Origin of the sequence: Streptomyces sp. NPDC051219 (assembly GCF_040682335.1) — a bacterium.
In the GTDB taxonomy this organism is placed as follows: Bacteria; Actinomycetota; Actinomycetes; order Streptomycetales; family Streptomycetaceae; genus Streptomyces.
Window position 1 is genome coordinate 89,796 of the sequence record NZ_JBFBAS010000007.1, and the last position, 14,389, is coordinate 104,184.

At 71.0% G+C, this 14,389-nt stretch carries 14 protein-coding genes and 1 riboswitch; of the genes, 7 read left to right on the forward strand and 7 right to left on the reverse strand.

What is annotated here, in order from left to right:
• Positions 1-19: 19 nt before the first annotated feature.
• A riboswitch (cobalamin riboswitch) is annotated at positions 20-92 on the reverse strand.
• A 399-nt stretch (positions 93-491) separates the two neighbouring features.
• Positions 492-1,538, reverse strand: a complete 1,047-nt coding sequence (locus tag AB0M62_RS11190; protein WP_366073872.1) for an MBL fold metallo-hydrolase — start codon at positions 1,536-1,538, stop codon at positions 492-494.
• A 174-nt stretch (positions 1,539-1,712) separates the two neighbouring features.
• Positions 1,713-2,993, reverse strand: coding sequence for a bifunctional GNAT family N-acetyltransferase/ATP-binding protein (locus AB0M62_RS11195; protein WP_366073873.1), 1,281 nt, complete (start codon positions 2,991-2,993; stop codon positions 1,713-1,715).
• Positions 2,994-3,432: 439 nt separating this feature from the next.
• Here AB0M62_RS11195 and AB0M62_RS11200 point away from each other — a divergent pair, with 439 nt between their 5' ends.
• Positions 3,433-4,890: an aldehyde dehydrogenase gene (locus tag AB0M62_RS11200; RefSeq protein WP_366073875.1), complete on the forward strand. Its 1,458-nt coding sequence runs from the start codon at positions 3,433-3,435 to the stop codon at positions 4,888-4,890.
• Entirely contained in the window at positions 4,890-5,123 is a 234-nt protein-coding gene (locus AB0M62_RS11205) for a ferredoxin (RefSeq protein WP_366073876.1), read from the forward strand. Before AB0M62_RS11200 ends, AB0M62_RS11205 begins: the two co-directional genes overlap by 1 nt.
• Before the next feature lie 136 nt (positions 5,124-5,259).
• Here the strand turns inward: AB0M62_RS11205 and AB0M62_RS11210 are convergent, their stop codons facing one another.
• Complete coding sequence (locus AB0M62_RS11210) at positions 5,260-5,925, reverse strand: TetR family transcriptional regulator (RefSeq protein WP_366073877.1); 666 nt, start codon at positions 5,923-5,925, stop codon at positions 5,260-5,262.
• Between the two features lie 229 nt (positions 5,926-6,154).
• On the opposite strand from AB0M62_RS11210, the gene AB0M62_RS11215 reads away from it, so the two are divergent.
• The 3 genes from AB0M62_RS11215 to AB0M62_RS11225 all read left to right on the forward strand — a co-directional run bounded on the left by AB0M62_RS11215 (position 6,155) and on the right by AB0M62_RS11225 (position 9,448).
• Entirely contained in the window at positions 6,155-7,522 is a 1,368-nt protein-coding gene (locus AB0M62_RS11215; RefSeq protein ID WP_366073878.1) for a glycosyltransferase family 4 protein, read from the forward strand.
• A gap of 106 nt (positions 7,523-7,628) precedes the next feature.
• A complete protein-coding gene (locus tag AB0M62_RS11220; RefSeq protein WP_366073879.1) occupies positions 7,629-8,360 on the forward strand; it encodes a class I SAM-dependent methyltransferase in 732 nt (243 codons plus the stop codon).
• Positions 8,357-9,448, forward strand: coding sequence for a prenyltransferase (locus tag AB0M62_RS11225; RefSeq protein ID WP_366073880.1), 1,092 nt, complete (start codon positions 8,357-8,359; stop codon positions 9,446-9,448). Before AB0M62_RS11220 ends, AB0M62_RS11225 begins: the two co-directional genes overlap by 4 nt.
• Before the next feature lie 42 nt (positions 9,449-9,490).
• Here the strand turns inward: AB0M62_RS11225 and AB0M62_RS11230 are convergent, their stop codons facing one another.
• Complete coding sequence (locus tag AB0M62_RS11230; RefSeq protein WP_366073881.1) at positions 9,491-9,778, reverse strand: hypothetical protein; 288 nt, start codon at positions 9,776-9,778, stop codon at positions 9,491-9,493.
• 120 nt (positions 9,779-9,898) lie between these two features.
• Between AB0M62_RS11230 and AB0M62_RS11235 the strand changes: the two genes are divergently transcribed.
• Together AB0M62_RS11235 and AB0M62_RS11240 are read left to right on the forward strand one after the other, a co-directional pair.
• Complete coding sequence (locus tag AB0M62_RS11235; protein ID WP_366073882.1) at positions 9,899-10,435, forward strand: hypothetical protein; 537 nt, start codon at positions 9,899-9,901, stop codon at positions 10,433-10,435.
• 42 nt (positions 10,436-10,477) lie between these two features.
• Positions 10,478-11,260 carry a maleylpyruvate isomerase family mycothiol-dependent enzyme gene (locus tag AB0M62_RS11240; RefSeq protein ID WP_366073883.1) on the forward strand — a complete coding sequence of 261 codons (783 nt, stop codon included), beginning with the start codon at positions 10,478-10,480 and terminating at the stop codon, positions 11,258-11,260.
• A 54-nt stretch (positions 11,261-11,314) separates the two neighbouring features.
• Here AB0M62_RS11240 and AB0M62_RS11245 read toward each other — a convergent pair whose 3' ends face one another.
• From AB0M62_RS11245 to AB0M62_RS11255, 3 genes are all read right to left on the reverse strand, one after another.
• Positions 11,315-12,325 (reverse strand): LLM class F420-dependent oxidoreductase, encoded by a 1,011-nt coding sequence (locus tag AB0M62_RS11245; RefSeq protein WP_366073884.1) that lies wholly within the window; start codon positions 12,323-12,325, stop codon positions 11,315-11,317.
• 119 nt (positions 12,326-12,444) lie between these two features.
• Entirely contained in the window at positions 12,445-13,278 is an 834-nt protein-coding gene (locus AB0M62_RS11250; RefSeq protein ID WP_366073885.1) for a hypothetical protein, read from the reverse strand.
• A gap of 121 nt (positions 13,279-13,399) precedes the next feature.
• Positions 13,400-14,341, reverse strand: a complete 942-nt coding sequence (locus AB0M62_RS11255) for an N-acetylmuramoyl-L-alanine amidase (protein ID WP_366073886.1) — start codon at positions 14,339-14,341, stop codon at positions 13,400-13,402.
• Positions 14,342-14,389: the final 48 nt, after the last annotated feature.

The window sequence follows — 14,389 nt, forward strand, 5'->3', positions numbered from 1 at the left end:
GAGCCGGTCACGTCCGACGGGGCAGTCCGACTCACCGCCGGAGAGGGCGGCACACGGTTGCGGGTCAGTGCCGGAATTGCACCGGCTTCCCCCCGTAACGGGCATGATGACGACTCGCACACTGTACCGGCCCGTAGCCGGCCGCCCGGGGGCGGTACCGCGGAGCCCGTCGAAATGGTGCGAGGCGGTGCCTGGCCGACCGGACGGCAGACCCTGGTCGCACGGAGGGCTTTCCCGCGCGCCGGGCGGAGCGGCACCAGCTCCGCCACACTGCGCAGGCGGTCGATCTCCCCGAGTTCCGGCTCCAGGACGGGCACCACGGTACGGGCCAGCGCCGCGCCCGGCCGCGTCCCGTCCCCGCGCACCGCCGGACCCGCGGTGCCCACAAGCACACCCGCCACATTGGGCGAACTCCGCGACATTCTTGAGGAGTTGCAGGCAGGCTGAACCGGGACGCGGACACGCCGCCGGCCGCCGTCGGCCGCCGGTGGTCACACCGCCCGGTACGTGACCGGATCCGTGTCCGGGACCGCCTCGGCCCGGCCCAGCTTCACCAGACGACGCAGATGCGCCTCGGCCTCCGAGACGGCGATGTTCCGGGAGCCGTACGGGATCTGCTCCCACGGGCGGTTCCACTCCATGCGCTCGGCGAGCTGCCAGGGGGTGAGCGGCGTGGCGAGCAGGTCCCGGAGCCCCTGGAGCCGGGCCTCGTGGTGGGTGAGCAACTCCCGCACCCGAGCCGGGGCGTCGGTGAACGCGTGCTGGTGGGCCGGGAGGACCTCGGCGGGTGCCAGACGGCCGATGCGCTCGAGGGAGTCGAGGTAGTCGCCGAGGGGATCGGTGACCGGGGTGTCCCCGTTCTCGTCGGGGACTTCGTAGAGGCCGATGTGCGGGGATATGCCGGGCAGCAGGTGGTCGCCTGAGAAGAGCCGCCCGTTGCCGGGGCGGTTCGCGGGATGGGCCTCCTCCAGGTGCAGGCAGACGTGGCCGGGGGTGTGGCCCGGCGTCCAGACGGCGCGCAGCCGGCGCCCGGCGAGACCGAGCAGTTCTCCGGGCACGATCTCGCGGTCGGGGAGCGCGGCCCGCAGCCCCGGCAGGGTTCGCATACGCCCGGACTCGCGGGCGGCGCGCAGGGGGGCGGTGTGGTCCACGGGCGCGCCGGCGGCGGCCAGTTTGGCCGCCAGGTAGTCGAGCCACACGCCGGGCTCGGCGGCGCGGGTGCGCCGGACGACCTCGGTGTCGGCCGAGTGCATGGCGATCCAGGCGCCGGAAGCGTCGCGGACCTGCCCGGAGAGACCGTGGTGATCGGGGTGGTGGTGGGTGATGACGACGCCGTGCACGTCCCCCACGGACACGTCGAGCGCGGCGAGTCCGGCGACGAGGGTGTTCCAGGAGGTGGGGTCGTCCCACCCGGTGTCGATCAGCACCGGGCCCCGGTCGGTGTCGAGCAGGTGGACGAGCGTGTGGCCGAGTGGATTGTCCGGGATGGGGACCTTGATGCTCCAGACGCCTCCGCCGTGGTCGGACACCTGCGTCATGAGGCCCCTCGTCTCTCTCCGGCAGCACGGCCGTTGCCCACTATAACTAGAACTGGTTCCAATGGTCGCCCAAGTCGACTGTTGTCTCGTGGAGTTGGCTGACCTGCGGTGATCGCTCGACCGCCGGTCACTGGTTGCCGGTCTTGCACGGCCCACGGGCGGCCCGGCCCCACGTCACATGCGTACGTAGCGCTCGATGTCCTCCCGGAACTGGGAGAGCGCCTGGTCGGTGAGTGTGGGCCGGGTGTCTGCGATGGCGGCGAGGTAGTCCTCGGTACTGGCCGGCGCGCCTTGGCGGTCGGCGACTTCGCGCTCGAACGCGGCGTGGGCGCCCTTGCGGGCGGCGAACTCGATGTCGGCGGGTGTGAACATCTCACTGGCCTCCACCAGCCGGTGCAGCTCGACCTCGTCGGCGGCCGTGCCGAGGTAGCGCTGCCAGATCGCCTCCCGCGCCACCGGGTCGGGAGGGCCGACCGGGATGACGTAGTCGAACCTGCCGGGGCGCAGGAACGCCGGGTCGAGGGAGCGGACGGAGTTGGTCGCGCAGATCAGCATGCGGTCGTCGTGGTCGCGGAAGCCGGGAATCAGCTTGAGCAGTTCGTTGGTGACTCCGTGGCCGGGATCGACGGCCAGGCCGGACCGGACGGCGGCGATCTCCTCGACCTCGTCGATGAACAGCAGGACGGTCTCCAGCTCAGCCAGATCGGCGAACGTGTCCCGGAGTGAGGTCGCCAGGCTTCCGGAGTCTCCCGCGGCCAGCCGGGAGGGGAATAGCTCCACGAACGGCCACTCGAGCCGGGAGGCGACGGCTTTGGCGAAGCTGGTCTTGCCGGTACCGGGCGGGCCGAAGAGGATGACCGCCTTCGGCGGCGTCACCCCGTACCGGTCTGCCAGCGCGGGTTCTGCCAGCGGCAGCACGATCCGCTGTTCGATGGCTTCCTTCTCCCGCTCCATGCCCCCAAGGGCACCCCACAGTCCCCGCGGCAGTACCCTCCCGCCGAGCTCCGCGAGCAGACCCGCGTCGCTCGCGCCGAGATGCTCGATCTTCTCGTAGAAGACCAGTCCGGTGCGGGTCCGGTAGCCGGAGTTCTCCAGGGCCGCGGTTCCTGTCGCCCCCGGCGGGAGGAGCGCCCCGATCCGGCGTACCCCGTGCACCCGAAGGCGCCGCTCGAGCTCGGCGATCAAGGCACTGCCGATCCCGCGGTTGCGCCACGGCGCGGCCAGGGCCACCAGCGTGATCCAGGCCCGTTCGTCCTTGGCCTGCGCCACCGCCATGCCCACCATCTCGTCGCCCACGACCGCGACGACGACGGGACCGCCGGTCCGGGCCGCGGCCATGACCTCGGAGACGGGAAACACGGGCGTTGCATCGTCCGCCTGCCGGTCCTGATCCCATATCCGGATGGCACGGTCCAGATCGTCGTCGCGGAAGTCCCGCAATTTCCACGTCGGCATCGTCACCACCTGCCCCACTCATTCTCCGCGCCGATCGGACGCTCGTCGAACGGCCGGGGGTGCCTGCCGCCGATGCCGCCGGCACAGAGACGGGCCGGGCCGGGTGGCATGGGTCGGGCCACGTGACGCGGCCGGGTTGCGCGACGCCGGCTTCTCGGCTGCGTGAGCGGGCGCCGTTGGTAGACGCAGATGGTGAGGCGACCGGTGTCCGGGACTCGGCACTCGGCACTCGACGATCTCCACCGTCTCACCCGAATGCCGCACACGCGACCTCGCGCGACGCCCCGGCCGTCGGGTGGCGCGCTTCGGGAGACTCTCCGTGGCTCCCGCGAGGCGCTCCTGCCGTGGACTACTGCAACTAGAACTGGTATCAGTTCTGAAACAGTGTCAGGAACGCAGTGTCAGCAACGCCCCGGGCGGCCCGCAGGAGGCATCAGCCATGACCGAGCTCGTGGAACATGGAAAGCTGTTCATCGGCGGGGAGTTGGTGGATCCCCTCGGCCGCGACACCATCGAGGTGATCTCGCCCCACACCGAGCAGGTCATCGGCCGGGTGCCGCATGCCTCGCGAGCGGATGTGGACCGTGCCGTCGCCGCGGCGCGCAGGGCGTTCGACGAGGGTCCCTGGCCCCGGGCGAGCCTGGACGAGCGGATAGCCGTCATCACCCGGATCAAGGACGCGATCGCGGTACGCCACGAGGAGATCGCGAGGTCCATCAGCGCCCAGAACGGCTCCCCGTACTCCTGGAGTGTCCTCGCGCAGGCGCTCGGAGCGATGATGGTCTGGGACGCGGCGATCACGGTCGCGCGTGACTTTCCGTACGAGGAGCGGCGGGCCGGGGCGCTCGGCCGGATCCTGGTGCGGCGGGAGCCGGTCGGCGTGGTCGCGGCCGTCATTCCATGGAACGTCCCGCAGTTCACCGCGGCCGCCAAGCTGGGGCCGGCACTGCTGGCCGGCTGCACCGTGGTGCTGAAGCCGTCGCCCGAGTCGCCGCTCGACTCGTACATCCTGGCCGAGATCGCGCGGGAGGCCGGGCTCCCCGAGGGGGTTCTGTCCATCGTCCCGGCCGACCGCGAGGTGAGCGAGTACCTGGTCGGGCACCCGGGCATCGACAAGGTCTCGTTCACCGGATCGGTGGCGGCGGGCAAGCGGGTGATGGAGGTGGCCGCGCGCAATCTCAGCCGCGTCACGCTGGAACTGGGCGGCAAGTCCGCGGCCGTCATCCTGCCCGACGCGGATCTTCAGACGGCGGTCGCCGGCATCGTGCCCGCCGCGTGGATGAACAACGGCCAGGCCTGCGTCGCCCAGACCCGCATACTCGCGCCGCGCAGCCGGTACGACGAGATCGCCGAGGCCTTGGCGGCGGCGGCCGGCGCGCTGGTCGTCGGTGACCCGTTGGACCCGGCGACCCAGGTCGGCCCGCTGGTGGCCGGGCGACAGCAGCAGCGCTCACTCGACTACATCAGGATCGGCCAGGAGGAAGGCGCGAAGATTCTCACCGGCGGTGGGCGTCCGGCCGGCCACGAGCGCGGGTGGTACGTCGAACCGACCCTGTTCGGCGGGGTCGACAACGGGATGCGGATCGCCCGCGAGGAAATCTTCGGGCCGGTCATCTGCCTGCTGCCGTACGGGGACGAGGACGAGGCGGTCAGGATCGCCAACGACTCCGACTACGGGCTGAGCGGCAGCGTATGGACCGAGGACGTCGAGCGCGGCATCGCGTTCGCGCGCGGGATACGGACCGGTACGTACAACGTGAACACCTTCAGTCTCGACATGCTTGGGCCGTTCGGCGGATACAAGAGCTCAGGCCTGGGCAGGGAGTTCGGGCCCGAGGGCTTCGGCGAGTACCTTGAGCACAAGATGATCCACCTCCCGGCGGGATGGGAAGGCTGATGGGCGACCGCTGGCATGTCGAAGTGGACCGCGGGGTCTGCATCGGCTCCGGAATGTGCGTGAACCACGCGCCCACCGGCTTCACGCTGGACTCCGCCCGGCAGGCGCATCCGGTCGCCGCCGAGACCGACGCCAATGAGCAGATGCTGGCGGCGGCGGAGGGCTGCCCGGTGGAGGCGATCACGATCACGCTGCTGGACGGCGGGGAGTTGGTGTTCCCGCCCGAGGAGTAGGCCCGGACAGGGCCTGGCGACTCCGGGCCAGCGAGACTCCTGCGGTGATCGCCCGGGCCGCTCGGCCCGGCGGCCGGCCCTCCCGCAGGAGACGCCGTCACTCTGGCTGTCCTCGTCGCGGCCGCGTGGCGCCCTGCTATCCGTCCCCCTGCGTCGCGCTGCCCGAGTGCGCTTCGCCCGAGTGCGCTGCGCCCGGCGTCGTCAGGTCGATCAGGCGGCAGACCGTCTCGATGTCGATCTTCACCTGTGCGATCGACGCGCGTCCGGACAGCCAGGTGATCAGCGCCGAGTGCCAGGTGTGCTCGATGACCCGGACGGCGGAGAGCTGCTCCGGCGTCGGCGGGCCCTCCAGGCCCATCGCGTCCAGAATGATCGCCGTGGTGAGCCGGGAGACCGTGTCCACCTCGGGGCTGACGCTGCGGTCCGCGAAGGTCAGGGCCCGGACCATCGCGTCGGCCAAATGAGGTTCGCGCTGAAGTGCGCGGAAGGCACGCATCAGCGTCTCCGAGACCCGGGCGGCCGGATCGTCGCCGGCCGGAGGGCGCTTGCGCAGCGTTGTGTGCATGTGCTGCAACTGGTCCTGCATGGTGGCGACCAGCAGGTGGATCTTGGAGGGGAAGTAGCGGTACAGCGTGCCCAGCGCGACGCTCGACGATTCCGCGACCTCACGCATCTGCACGGCGTCGAAGCCGCCCCGGCTGGCCAGTTGGGCGCTGGCGTGCAGGATGCGGCGGCGGCGCGCCTCCTGGCGTTCGGTCAGTGGCCCGGACGCAGGGGTGGCTGCCTTGGCTTCCGCTGTCATATGTCCCACTCCGTGGCATTCATCCGCGCTGCGCTCTTCCGGGGGCTGCTCCGGGGTGGCACAGCATGGCAGGAGCGGCTGCCGTGGCGCGAATCACCTGATCCGGCCGTTACGGCGCTGCTCCCGGCCGGTAGATTCAAAGCTCCTTGGGCGATCAAGTCTGTAACTTGTTCTACATTAGCGCGAGCGGCTACGCTCCGGCGAAAGTGCAGTGAGAGGGGTGCCGAGAGTGACCGCTGAGGCCATAGTGGCGGGCCCTCGCGTGGGCGCGACCGCCGATGGCGGACGTCCGTTGCGCATCGCACTCCTCACGTACAAGGGGAACCCGTTCTGCGGCGGTCAGGGCGTCTACGTGCGGCACCTCTCCCGCGAGCTGGCCCGTCTCGGCCACCGCGTGGAAGTGATCGGCTCGCAGCCCTATCCGGTGCTCGACACGCCCGTCTCCGACGAATCCGTACTCAACGCAGTTTCGGGCCCCACGCTCACCGAGCTGCCCAGCCTCGATCTCTACCGTCATCCGGACCCTTTCCGGACTCCCAAGCGCGGTGAGTACCGCGACTGGATCGACGCCCTCGAGGTCTCCACGATGTGGACCGGCGGCTTTCCCGAGCCGCTGACCTTCTCGCTGCGCGCGCGGCGTCATCTGGCCGCCCGGCGGGGCGAGTTCGACGTGATCCACGACAACCAGACCCTCGGCTACGGGTTCCTCGCGGACCTCGGGGCGCCGCTGGTCACCACGATCCACCACCCCATCACCGTCGACCGGCAGCTCGAACTGGACGCCGCCCAGGACTGGCGCAGGCGGGCGTCCGTGCGCCGCTGGTACGGGTTCACACGTATGCAGAAGCGGGTCGCGCGGCGGCTGCCGTCCGTGCTCACCGTCTCCGGCTCCTCCAAGCAGGAGATCGTCGACCACCTCGGCGTACGCCAGGACCGCGTACATGTGGTCCACATCGGCGCCGACACCGATCTCTTCTCGCCCGACCCCACGATCGCCGACATCCCCGGCCGGATCGTGACGACGTCCAGCGCCGACGTACCGCTCAAGGGCCTGATCCACCTCGTCGAGGCGCTCGCCAAGCTGCGCACCGAGAATCCGCAGGCACATCTGGTCGTCGTCGGCCGGAGGGCCGAGGACGGACCGGTGGCGCAGGCCATCGACCGGTACGGGCTCCAGGGCGCCGTCGAGTTCGTCAAGGGCATCAGCGACCAGGAACTCGTCGACCTGGTGCGCGGCGCTCAGGTCGCCTGCGTCCCGTCGCTCTACGAGGGCTTCTCACTGCCCGCCGCCGAGGCGATGGCGACGGGCACCCCGCTCGTGGCCACCACCGGTGGCGCGATCCCTGAGGTCGCCGGCACCGACGGCGAGACCTGCCTGGCCGTCGAGCCGGGCGACGCGGGCGCGCTCGCCGCGGCACTCGGCCGGCTGCTCGGCGACCCCGCACTGCGGGCGCGGCTCGGTGACGCGGGCAGGCAGCGGGTGCTGGCCCGGTTCACCTGGCGGCAGGCCGCCATCGGCACCGCCGAGCACTACCGGGCGGCGATCGCCGCCAGGTCGGGACGCGGCGCCGCCGTGCCGGGCGGGGGCGCACGGTGACGTCACGAACCCCGGCCGCCGGGGCGCTCAGCCCTCGACTTCCCCTTGCCGACCACCGATTCGACTACCGGCTCGACTACCGGCTCGACCGCGAAAGCAGGCCCCTTTGCTGACCGTGGACTTCTCCCGCTTCCCGCTCGCCGCGGGCGACCGCGTGCTCGATCTCGGCTGCGGCGCAGGCCGCCATGCCTTCGAGTGCTACCGGCGCGGCGCCCAGGTGGTGGCCCTCGACCGCAACGGCGAGGAGATCCGCGAGGTGGCCAGGTGGTTCGCTGCGATGAAGGAGGCCGGAGAGGCGCCGGCCGGGGCGACCGCCACCGCGATGGAGGGCGACGCGCTCGCGCTCCCCTTCCCCGACGACAGCTTCGACGTCGTGATCATCTCCGAGGTGATGGAGCACATCCCCGATGACAAGGGCGTGCTCGCCGAGATGGTGCGGGTGCTGAGGCCCGGCGGACGTATCGCGATCACCGTGCCGCGCTACGGGCCCGAGAAGATCTGCTGGGCGCTCTCCGACGCGTACCACGAGGTCGAGGGCGGCCACATCCGCATCTACAGGGCCGATGAACTGCTCGGCAAGATGCGGGAAGCCGGCCTCAAGCCGTACGGCACGCACCACGCGCACGGGCTGCACTCGCCGTACTGGTGGCTCAAGTGCGCCTTCGGCGTCGACAACGACCAGGCCCTGCCGGTGAAGGCGTACCACAAGCTCCTGGTCTGGGACATCATGAAGAAGCCGCTGGCCACCCGGGTTGCCGAGCAGGCGCTGAACCCGCTGATCGGCAAGAGCTTCGTGGCGTACGCGACCAAGCCGCACACTCCCGGGGTGGGCGCGTGAGCTCTCTCGGGCGCACGGAACACCTCGTCCTGCCCGGAGTACTCACCGCCGAGCAGGCCGCCCTGACCGTCGCCGGCATCCTCGCCGTCCAGCGCGCGGACGGCGCCATTCCGTGGTTCCGCGGCCATCACCTCGACCCGTGGGACCACATCGAGGCGGCCATGGCGCTCGACGCGGCGGGTGAGCACGAGGCGGCGGCACGCGCCTACGCCTGGCTCGCCGCCCACCAGAACGAGGACGGCTCCTGGTACGCGGCCTACCAGGACGGCGCCGACGGCGTGAACACGGACCGACCGGCCGACCGCGGCAGGGAGAGCAACTTCTGCGCGTACATAGCCGTCGGCGTCTGGCACCACTACCTGGCCACCGGCGACGACGCGTTCATCGACCGGATGTGGCCGACGGTCTTCGCCGCGATCGAGTTCGTCCTCGAGCTGCAGCAGCCCGGTGGCGAGATCGGCTGGAAGCGGGAGGCCCCGGAGGACGGCGGGGCGGCCGTCAACGACGCCCTGCTGACCGGCAGTTCGTCCATCTATCAGGCGCTGCGCTGTGCCCTTGCCATCGCGGAGCAGCGTGAGGAGCCGCAGCCCGACTGGGAGTTGGCGGCAGGTGCGCTGGGGCACGCGGTCCGCAGCCACCCCGAGCGTTTCCTCGACAAGAACCACTACTCGATGGACTGGTACTACCCCGTCCTGGGTGGTGCGCTGACCGGCCTGGCCGCCAAGGCCCGGATCGAGGAGCGCTGGGACGACTTCGTGGTGCCGGGGCTCGGCGTCCGCTGTGTGCTGCCCAATCCCTGGGTGACCGGTGGCGAGAGCTGCGAACTCGCCCTGGCCCTCTGGGCCATGGGCGAATCGGACCGGGCTCTGGAGGTACTCCAGTCGATCCGGCACCTGCGCGCGGAGAACGGCATGTACTGGACGGGTTACGTCTTCCAGGACAAGGCCGTCTGGCCGGTCGAGCAGACCACCTGGACGGCCGGTTCGCTGCTGCTGGCGGTGGCCGCCCTCGGGGGGGACGAGGCGACCACCGCGGTCTTCGGCGGGGAACGGCTGCCGGCCGGGCTCGACCCGGACTGCTGCCGCTAGGCCCAGGAGAGCCGCGGCCGGCCCGTACGGGCCGGCCCTGGCTCAGTGGCGGTGCATCCGCCCTGCCACCGCATGGCCGATGAAGAGGTACACCACAGCCGCGAGACCGTAGCCCGCGACCACGCGTGCCCACTCCTCATCGAACGTGAACAGGTCGTGCGACCAGCCGGCAAGCCAGTTGGCCGCGTCGTGGACGAACTCGACCAGGTCGTTGGCCCGGTTCGCGTCCAGCAGGTACATCACAATCCAGAGGCCGAGGATGAAGGCCAGGACATCGGCGACGACGGCGACGATCCGCCCCGCCTGGTTGCTTCCGCTGCGTGGAGACATGCCGAACGTGTTGCCGGTTTCGAGCGCTTGAAACCCGAACGGGCCAGCCCAAGTGGCGGAGTCCCCAGGGGTGGGTGAGGCTGCCGGGCAGGACTGGCTGCCCACCCCGGAGGTACCGCCGTGCTGACCACCACACCGATACGCCGCGCCGCTGTGGCCCTGCTGCTGTCCTGCGCGCTGCTGGCCGGCGCCACTGCCTGCGGCGACGACGGCAAGGACGCGTCTGCCACGCCGAGCGGATCGACGGAGGCGCAGAAGTTCGCCAAGACGCGCTTCGTCGCCAATGCGGGACTCGCGGCGGGAGCGACGTACCAGTGGATAGTCAAGCCGTACCGTGAGGGCAGGTTCAAGCAGGGCGCGGAGGGGCGCCGCGTCGCGCTGGTGAAGGCGGGCCTCGCGGGAGTCTTCACGTACAACAGGCTGAAGGCGGCGGTGAACAACGCCAAGGGCGACCCGCTGCTGTCGAAGGCGGTCGTTCCCCTGACAGCGGGCATCGAATCCCTCAAGGAGCTCGGTTCCAAGCTGCGCAGGGGCGACGCGAGCGACGCGGACGTCGCTCTCTTCGAGTCGGTCATCGGCGATGTGAAGGAGGCCGGCAAGGGCGCGGGCGCCGAGGTCAAGGACAAGGTCCCGTCCACCTCGCAGCTCGGCGGCTGAAACGGCCTTTCCCGGAGCCGTGGCCATGCCTAGGGTTGCCGCATGACTGACCTGGGACATGAACACTACTGCGACGAGATCGTCGAACAGACCGACCGCCTGAGGGCGGTACTCATCGACGCCGACCTCTCCGCGACGGTGCCCACGTGCCCCGAGTGGACGCTGGGGCATCTGGCCCGCCATGTGGGCGGTGCACACCGCTGGGCCGAGGCGACCGTACGTACCAAGGCCACGGAGCCCGTCCCGGAGGATCAGGTCCCCGACGGCCTCGGACCGGGCGACGCGGAAGCCGCCGCACTCGACGCGTGGCTCGCGGAGGGCGCCGAGAAGCTCGCCGGGACGCTGCGGGCGACCGGTCCCGACACCACCGTCTGGACCTGGACGGACGAGCGGCGCTCGGCTTTCTGGGCGCGCCGGATGACCCATGAGACGGTCGTCCACCGCGCGGACGCGGCGATCGCGGCGGGGATCGTCTTCGAGGTGGCCCCCGAGGTCGCGGCGGACACCATCGACGAGTGGCTGGACATCGTGACCTGGGCCCAGTCCACCGGCACCGACAAGGAGGCGGCGGAGCTGCGCGGCGCGGGCCGCAGCATCCACCTGCACGCCACGGATGTGCGGGACGCCGAGTGGCTCATCGAGTTCGGCGAGGACGGCTTCACCTGGCGGCACGGACACGAGAAGGCGACGGTCGCGCTGCGCGGGCCGCTCACCGATGTGCTCCAGGTCTTCTACCGGCGGCTCTCCGCAGACAGTGACCGCGTGGAGGTACTGGGCGACGCGGAGCTGCTGGACTTCTGGCTGGCGCGGGCAACGTTCGGCTGAGGCGCCCGCGGCCTGCGCTGCCACGCGGTGCCCCGCGTCTACGTGGCCCCGCGTCTATGCGTTGAGCTCGGCCAGCACGCGCAGGGTGTGCGGGTCCGGGGCCGTCACCAGGAGATCGGTGACCGGGCCCTTGCGCCACAACTCCAGCCGTTCCGCGATGCGTTCGCGGGGGCCGACGAGCGAGATCTCGTCTGCGAAGGCGTCCGGGACGGCCAGCACCGCGTCCTCCTTGCGGCCGGCGAGAAAGAGCTCCTGGATGCGGCGGGCCTCGGACTCGAAACCCATCCTGGACATCAGGTCGGCGTGGAAGTTGCGGGCGGCGTGCCCCATGCCGCCGATGTAGAAGCCGAGCATCGCCTTCACGGGCAGCAAACCCTCGGCCACGTCGTCGCAGACATGCGCGCGGGCCATGGGGGCGACCAGGAAGCCGTCCGGGAGGTCCGCGAGAGAGGCTCCGTACACGTCGGGGCGCAGTGGCGACCAGTACAGCGGCAGCCAGCCGTCCGCGATCCGGGTGGTCTGGGCGATGTTCTTCCGTCCTTCGGCGCCCAGCAGTACGGGCAGGCCGGCCCGCAGGGGATGGGTGATCGGTTTCAGGGGTTTGCCGATCCCGGTGCCGTCCGCGCCGCGGTACGGGTGGGAGTGGAAACGTCCGTCGAGCTCAACGGGCCCTTGCCGGCGCAGTACTTGGCGGATCACCTCGACGTACTCACGGGTGGCGGTCAGCGGGCTGTCGGGGAACGGGCGTCCGTACCACCCCTCCACCACCTGCGGTCCGGACAGGCCGAGGCCGAGCAGCATCCGGCCGCCGGAGAGATGGTCGAGGGTGAGTGCGTGCATCGCGGTCGCCGTTGGCGTGCGGGCGGACATCTGCGCGATGGCGGTGCCGAGGCGGATGCGGGAGGTGTGCGCCGCGATCCAGGTCAGCGGGGTGAAGGCGTCCGAGCCCCAGGCCTCCGCGGTCCATACGGAGTCGTACCCGAGCCGCTCGGCCTCGACGGCGAGGTCGAGGTGGGAGGGGTTCGGGCCGCGTCCCCAGTAGCCGAGTGCGAGTCCGAGGCGCATACGGTCCTCCAGCCGGGCCGGACAGCGACCAACCTTAAGTGACGGTGCGTCAGGCGACTGTAGGGCAACGGCCTCCCGCCCGGAAGGGAGGGAGGCCGTTGGTGTGCTGCTGTCCGGGCTCAGCCGCGCTGGATGCCGGTGGTGTCCTGCAGGACGCCGCGGCGGCCGTCCTGCGTCTGGGCGACGAGACCGGGGCCGCGCTGCTCCACCGCGAGGTACCACGTGCCGGGCGCGAGCTCGGCGATCGGGGTGGGCGAGCCGTCCTCCGCGTACAGCGGGCGGGCGACGGGGACCGCGAACCAGAACGCCGCGAAGTCGGCGGCCGGAGCGCCGGGACCGGCCTGCGGCTGGGCGGCCTGCTGCGGGTGCGGGGCCTGCTGTCCCTGAGGCTGCCCGCCGAACGGCTGCTGCTGACCGGGCTGACCCGGCTGGGCGCCGTACGGCTGCTGCTGACCCTGACCCGGGTAGCCGTACCCCTGACCGGGGCCCGGCTGCCCGGGCTGGCCGCCGTAGGGAGACGGTGCCTGCGGCTTCGGCGCGGGAATCAGGGCGGCCTGGAGAGCGGGGACGAGCGGAGTCGCGATCGCCGCGCCCGCGAGGACCAGGGCGGCGAGCAGGCCGAGGATCATGCCGATGCCGGCTTCCTCGATGTCGATGATCGTCCAGAACGCCGCCCAGGCGGCGAACACAGTGAAAGCGACCCCGAACTGGCCCAGGTCGAGTCCCGCGACCTTCCGTGGCTGCGGCAGCGCACGGGCGACGACGATCAGCGCCGCGCCGATGATCCCGGCCAGGAAGACACTCCCCAGTACCGATGTGGCTTCCCACGCGTTGGAGGACCCGTCGACACCGAAGGCGCTGAGGTCTTGGAGGTCGAGGAACGAGGCGATGAACAGCAACACCGCTGCTCCGATCACCACGCCGTCACCTCGAGTGAGGGAGCGGATGTTCACGTGAAAGTCCTTCTTCGGTCGTCTCGTCGGGGCGGTCTCGCGGCGCGTAGCTCGGGGCGGCTCCCCATCGTACGGATGAATCTATCGCCCGCGGGCCCGGTTCGTCCGCCGGGTACCAGCCCTACCCCGCCAGGTAGTCGACGATGCCCTCCGCAATGCCCTGGGCCGCCTTCTGGCGCCATTCGGGACTTTTCAGCAGGGCCGCGTCCTTCGCGTCCCGCATGTTCCCGCACTCGACGAACACCTTGGGAACGGCGGACAGGTTGAGTCCGCCCAGGTCCTCGCGTACGGCCAACCCCGTTCCGCCGCCCACGTAGTTGGACGGAGCGCTGCCGGTCGCCCGGACGAACCTGCCGGCGATCCGCTCGCCCAGCTCCCGGGAAGGGCCGACGATCGGTGCGGTGTCCGCCGAACCGCCCTTCACCAGTGCGGGGAGGATCACATGGAATCCGCGGTGGCCGGACGCGGAGCCGTCCGCGTGGACCGAGACGACCGCGTCGGCCTTCGCCTCGTTGCCGATGCGGGCGCGCTCGTCGATGCACGGGCCGAAGGGGCGGTCGTCGTTCTGTGTGAAGACGACCTTCATGCCCTGCTCCTCGAGGAGGAGGTGCAGCCGCCGGGAGACGTCGAGGGTGAACGCTGCCTCGGTGTAGCCGTCATTGGTGGAAGTACCGGTGGTGTCGCATTCCTTCTTATTGGTACCGATGTCGACGAGCTGGTTGATCTCGCGGGTGTGCTTGAAGTTGCCCGGGTTGTGGCCGGCGTCGACGACCACGACCCTGCCGGCCAGGGGCCGACCGGACTTGTCGTCCTCCGGGGAGGACGGCCGGCCGGAGGGCGGCGTCGCCGTCACGGTCACCGGCGGCTTCTCGTCCGTGCCCGGGGCGGCGGACTGGCTGGGCAGGGGCAGCACCTTGGGCGGTTCGTTCTGCTCCGGCCCGCTCATCGCCTGCCAGAGCAGCCACCCGGCCAGGCAGGTCGGCACCAGCGCGGCCAGCGCGACAGTGAGGGTGGAGGCGCGCAGGCGCCGCTGGGTGGGGGGAGGACTGTCGTCGTACGGCACGTCGCGATGCTAGGGGATGTCCGCCCGATCGTGCCGGGCTCGGCGCAC

Excerpts from the sequence above, each read along its gene's own strand:
- AB0M62_RS11190 (WP_366073872.1), bottom strand. The coding sequence starts at position 1,538 with ATGACGCAGGTGTCCGACCACGGCGGAGGCGTCTGGAGCATCAAGGTC.
- AB0M62_RS11195 (WP_366073873.1), bottom strand. The coding sequence starts at position 2,993 with ATGCCGACGTGGAAATTGCGGGACTTCCGCGACGACGATCTGGACCGT.
- AB0M62_RS11200 (WP_366073875.1), top strand. The coding sequence starts at position 3,433 with ATGACCGAGCTCGTGGAACATGGAAAGCTGTTCATCGGCGGGGAGTTG.
- AB0M62_RS11205 (WP_366073876.1), top strand. The coding sequence starts at position 4,890 with ATGGGCGACCGCTGGCATGTCGAAGTGGACCGCGGGGTCTGCATCGGC.
- AB0M62_RS11210 (WP_366073877.1), bottom strand. The coding sequence starts at position 5,925 with ATGACAGCGGAAGCCAAGGCAGCCACCCCTGCGTCCGGGCCACTGACC.
- AB0M62_RS11230 (WP_366073881.1), bottom strand. The coding sequence starts at position 9,778 with ATGTCTCCACGCAGCGGAAGCAACCAGGCGGGGCGGATCGTCGCCGTC.
- AB0M62_RS11240 (WP_366073883.1), top strand. The coding sequence starts at position 10,478 with ATGACTGACCTGGGACATGAACACTACTGCGACGAGATCGTCGAACAG.
- AB0M62_RS11245 (WP_366073884.1), bottom strand. The coding sequence starts at position 12,325 with ATGCGCCTCGGACTCGCACTCGGCTACTGGGGACGCGGCCCGAACCCC.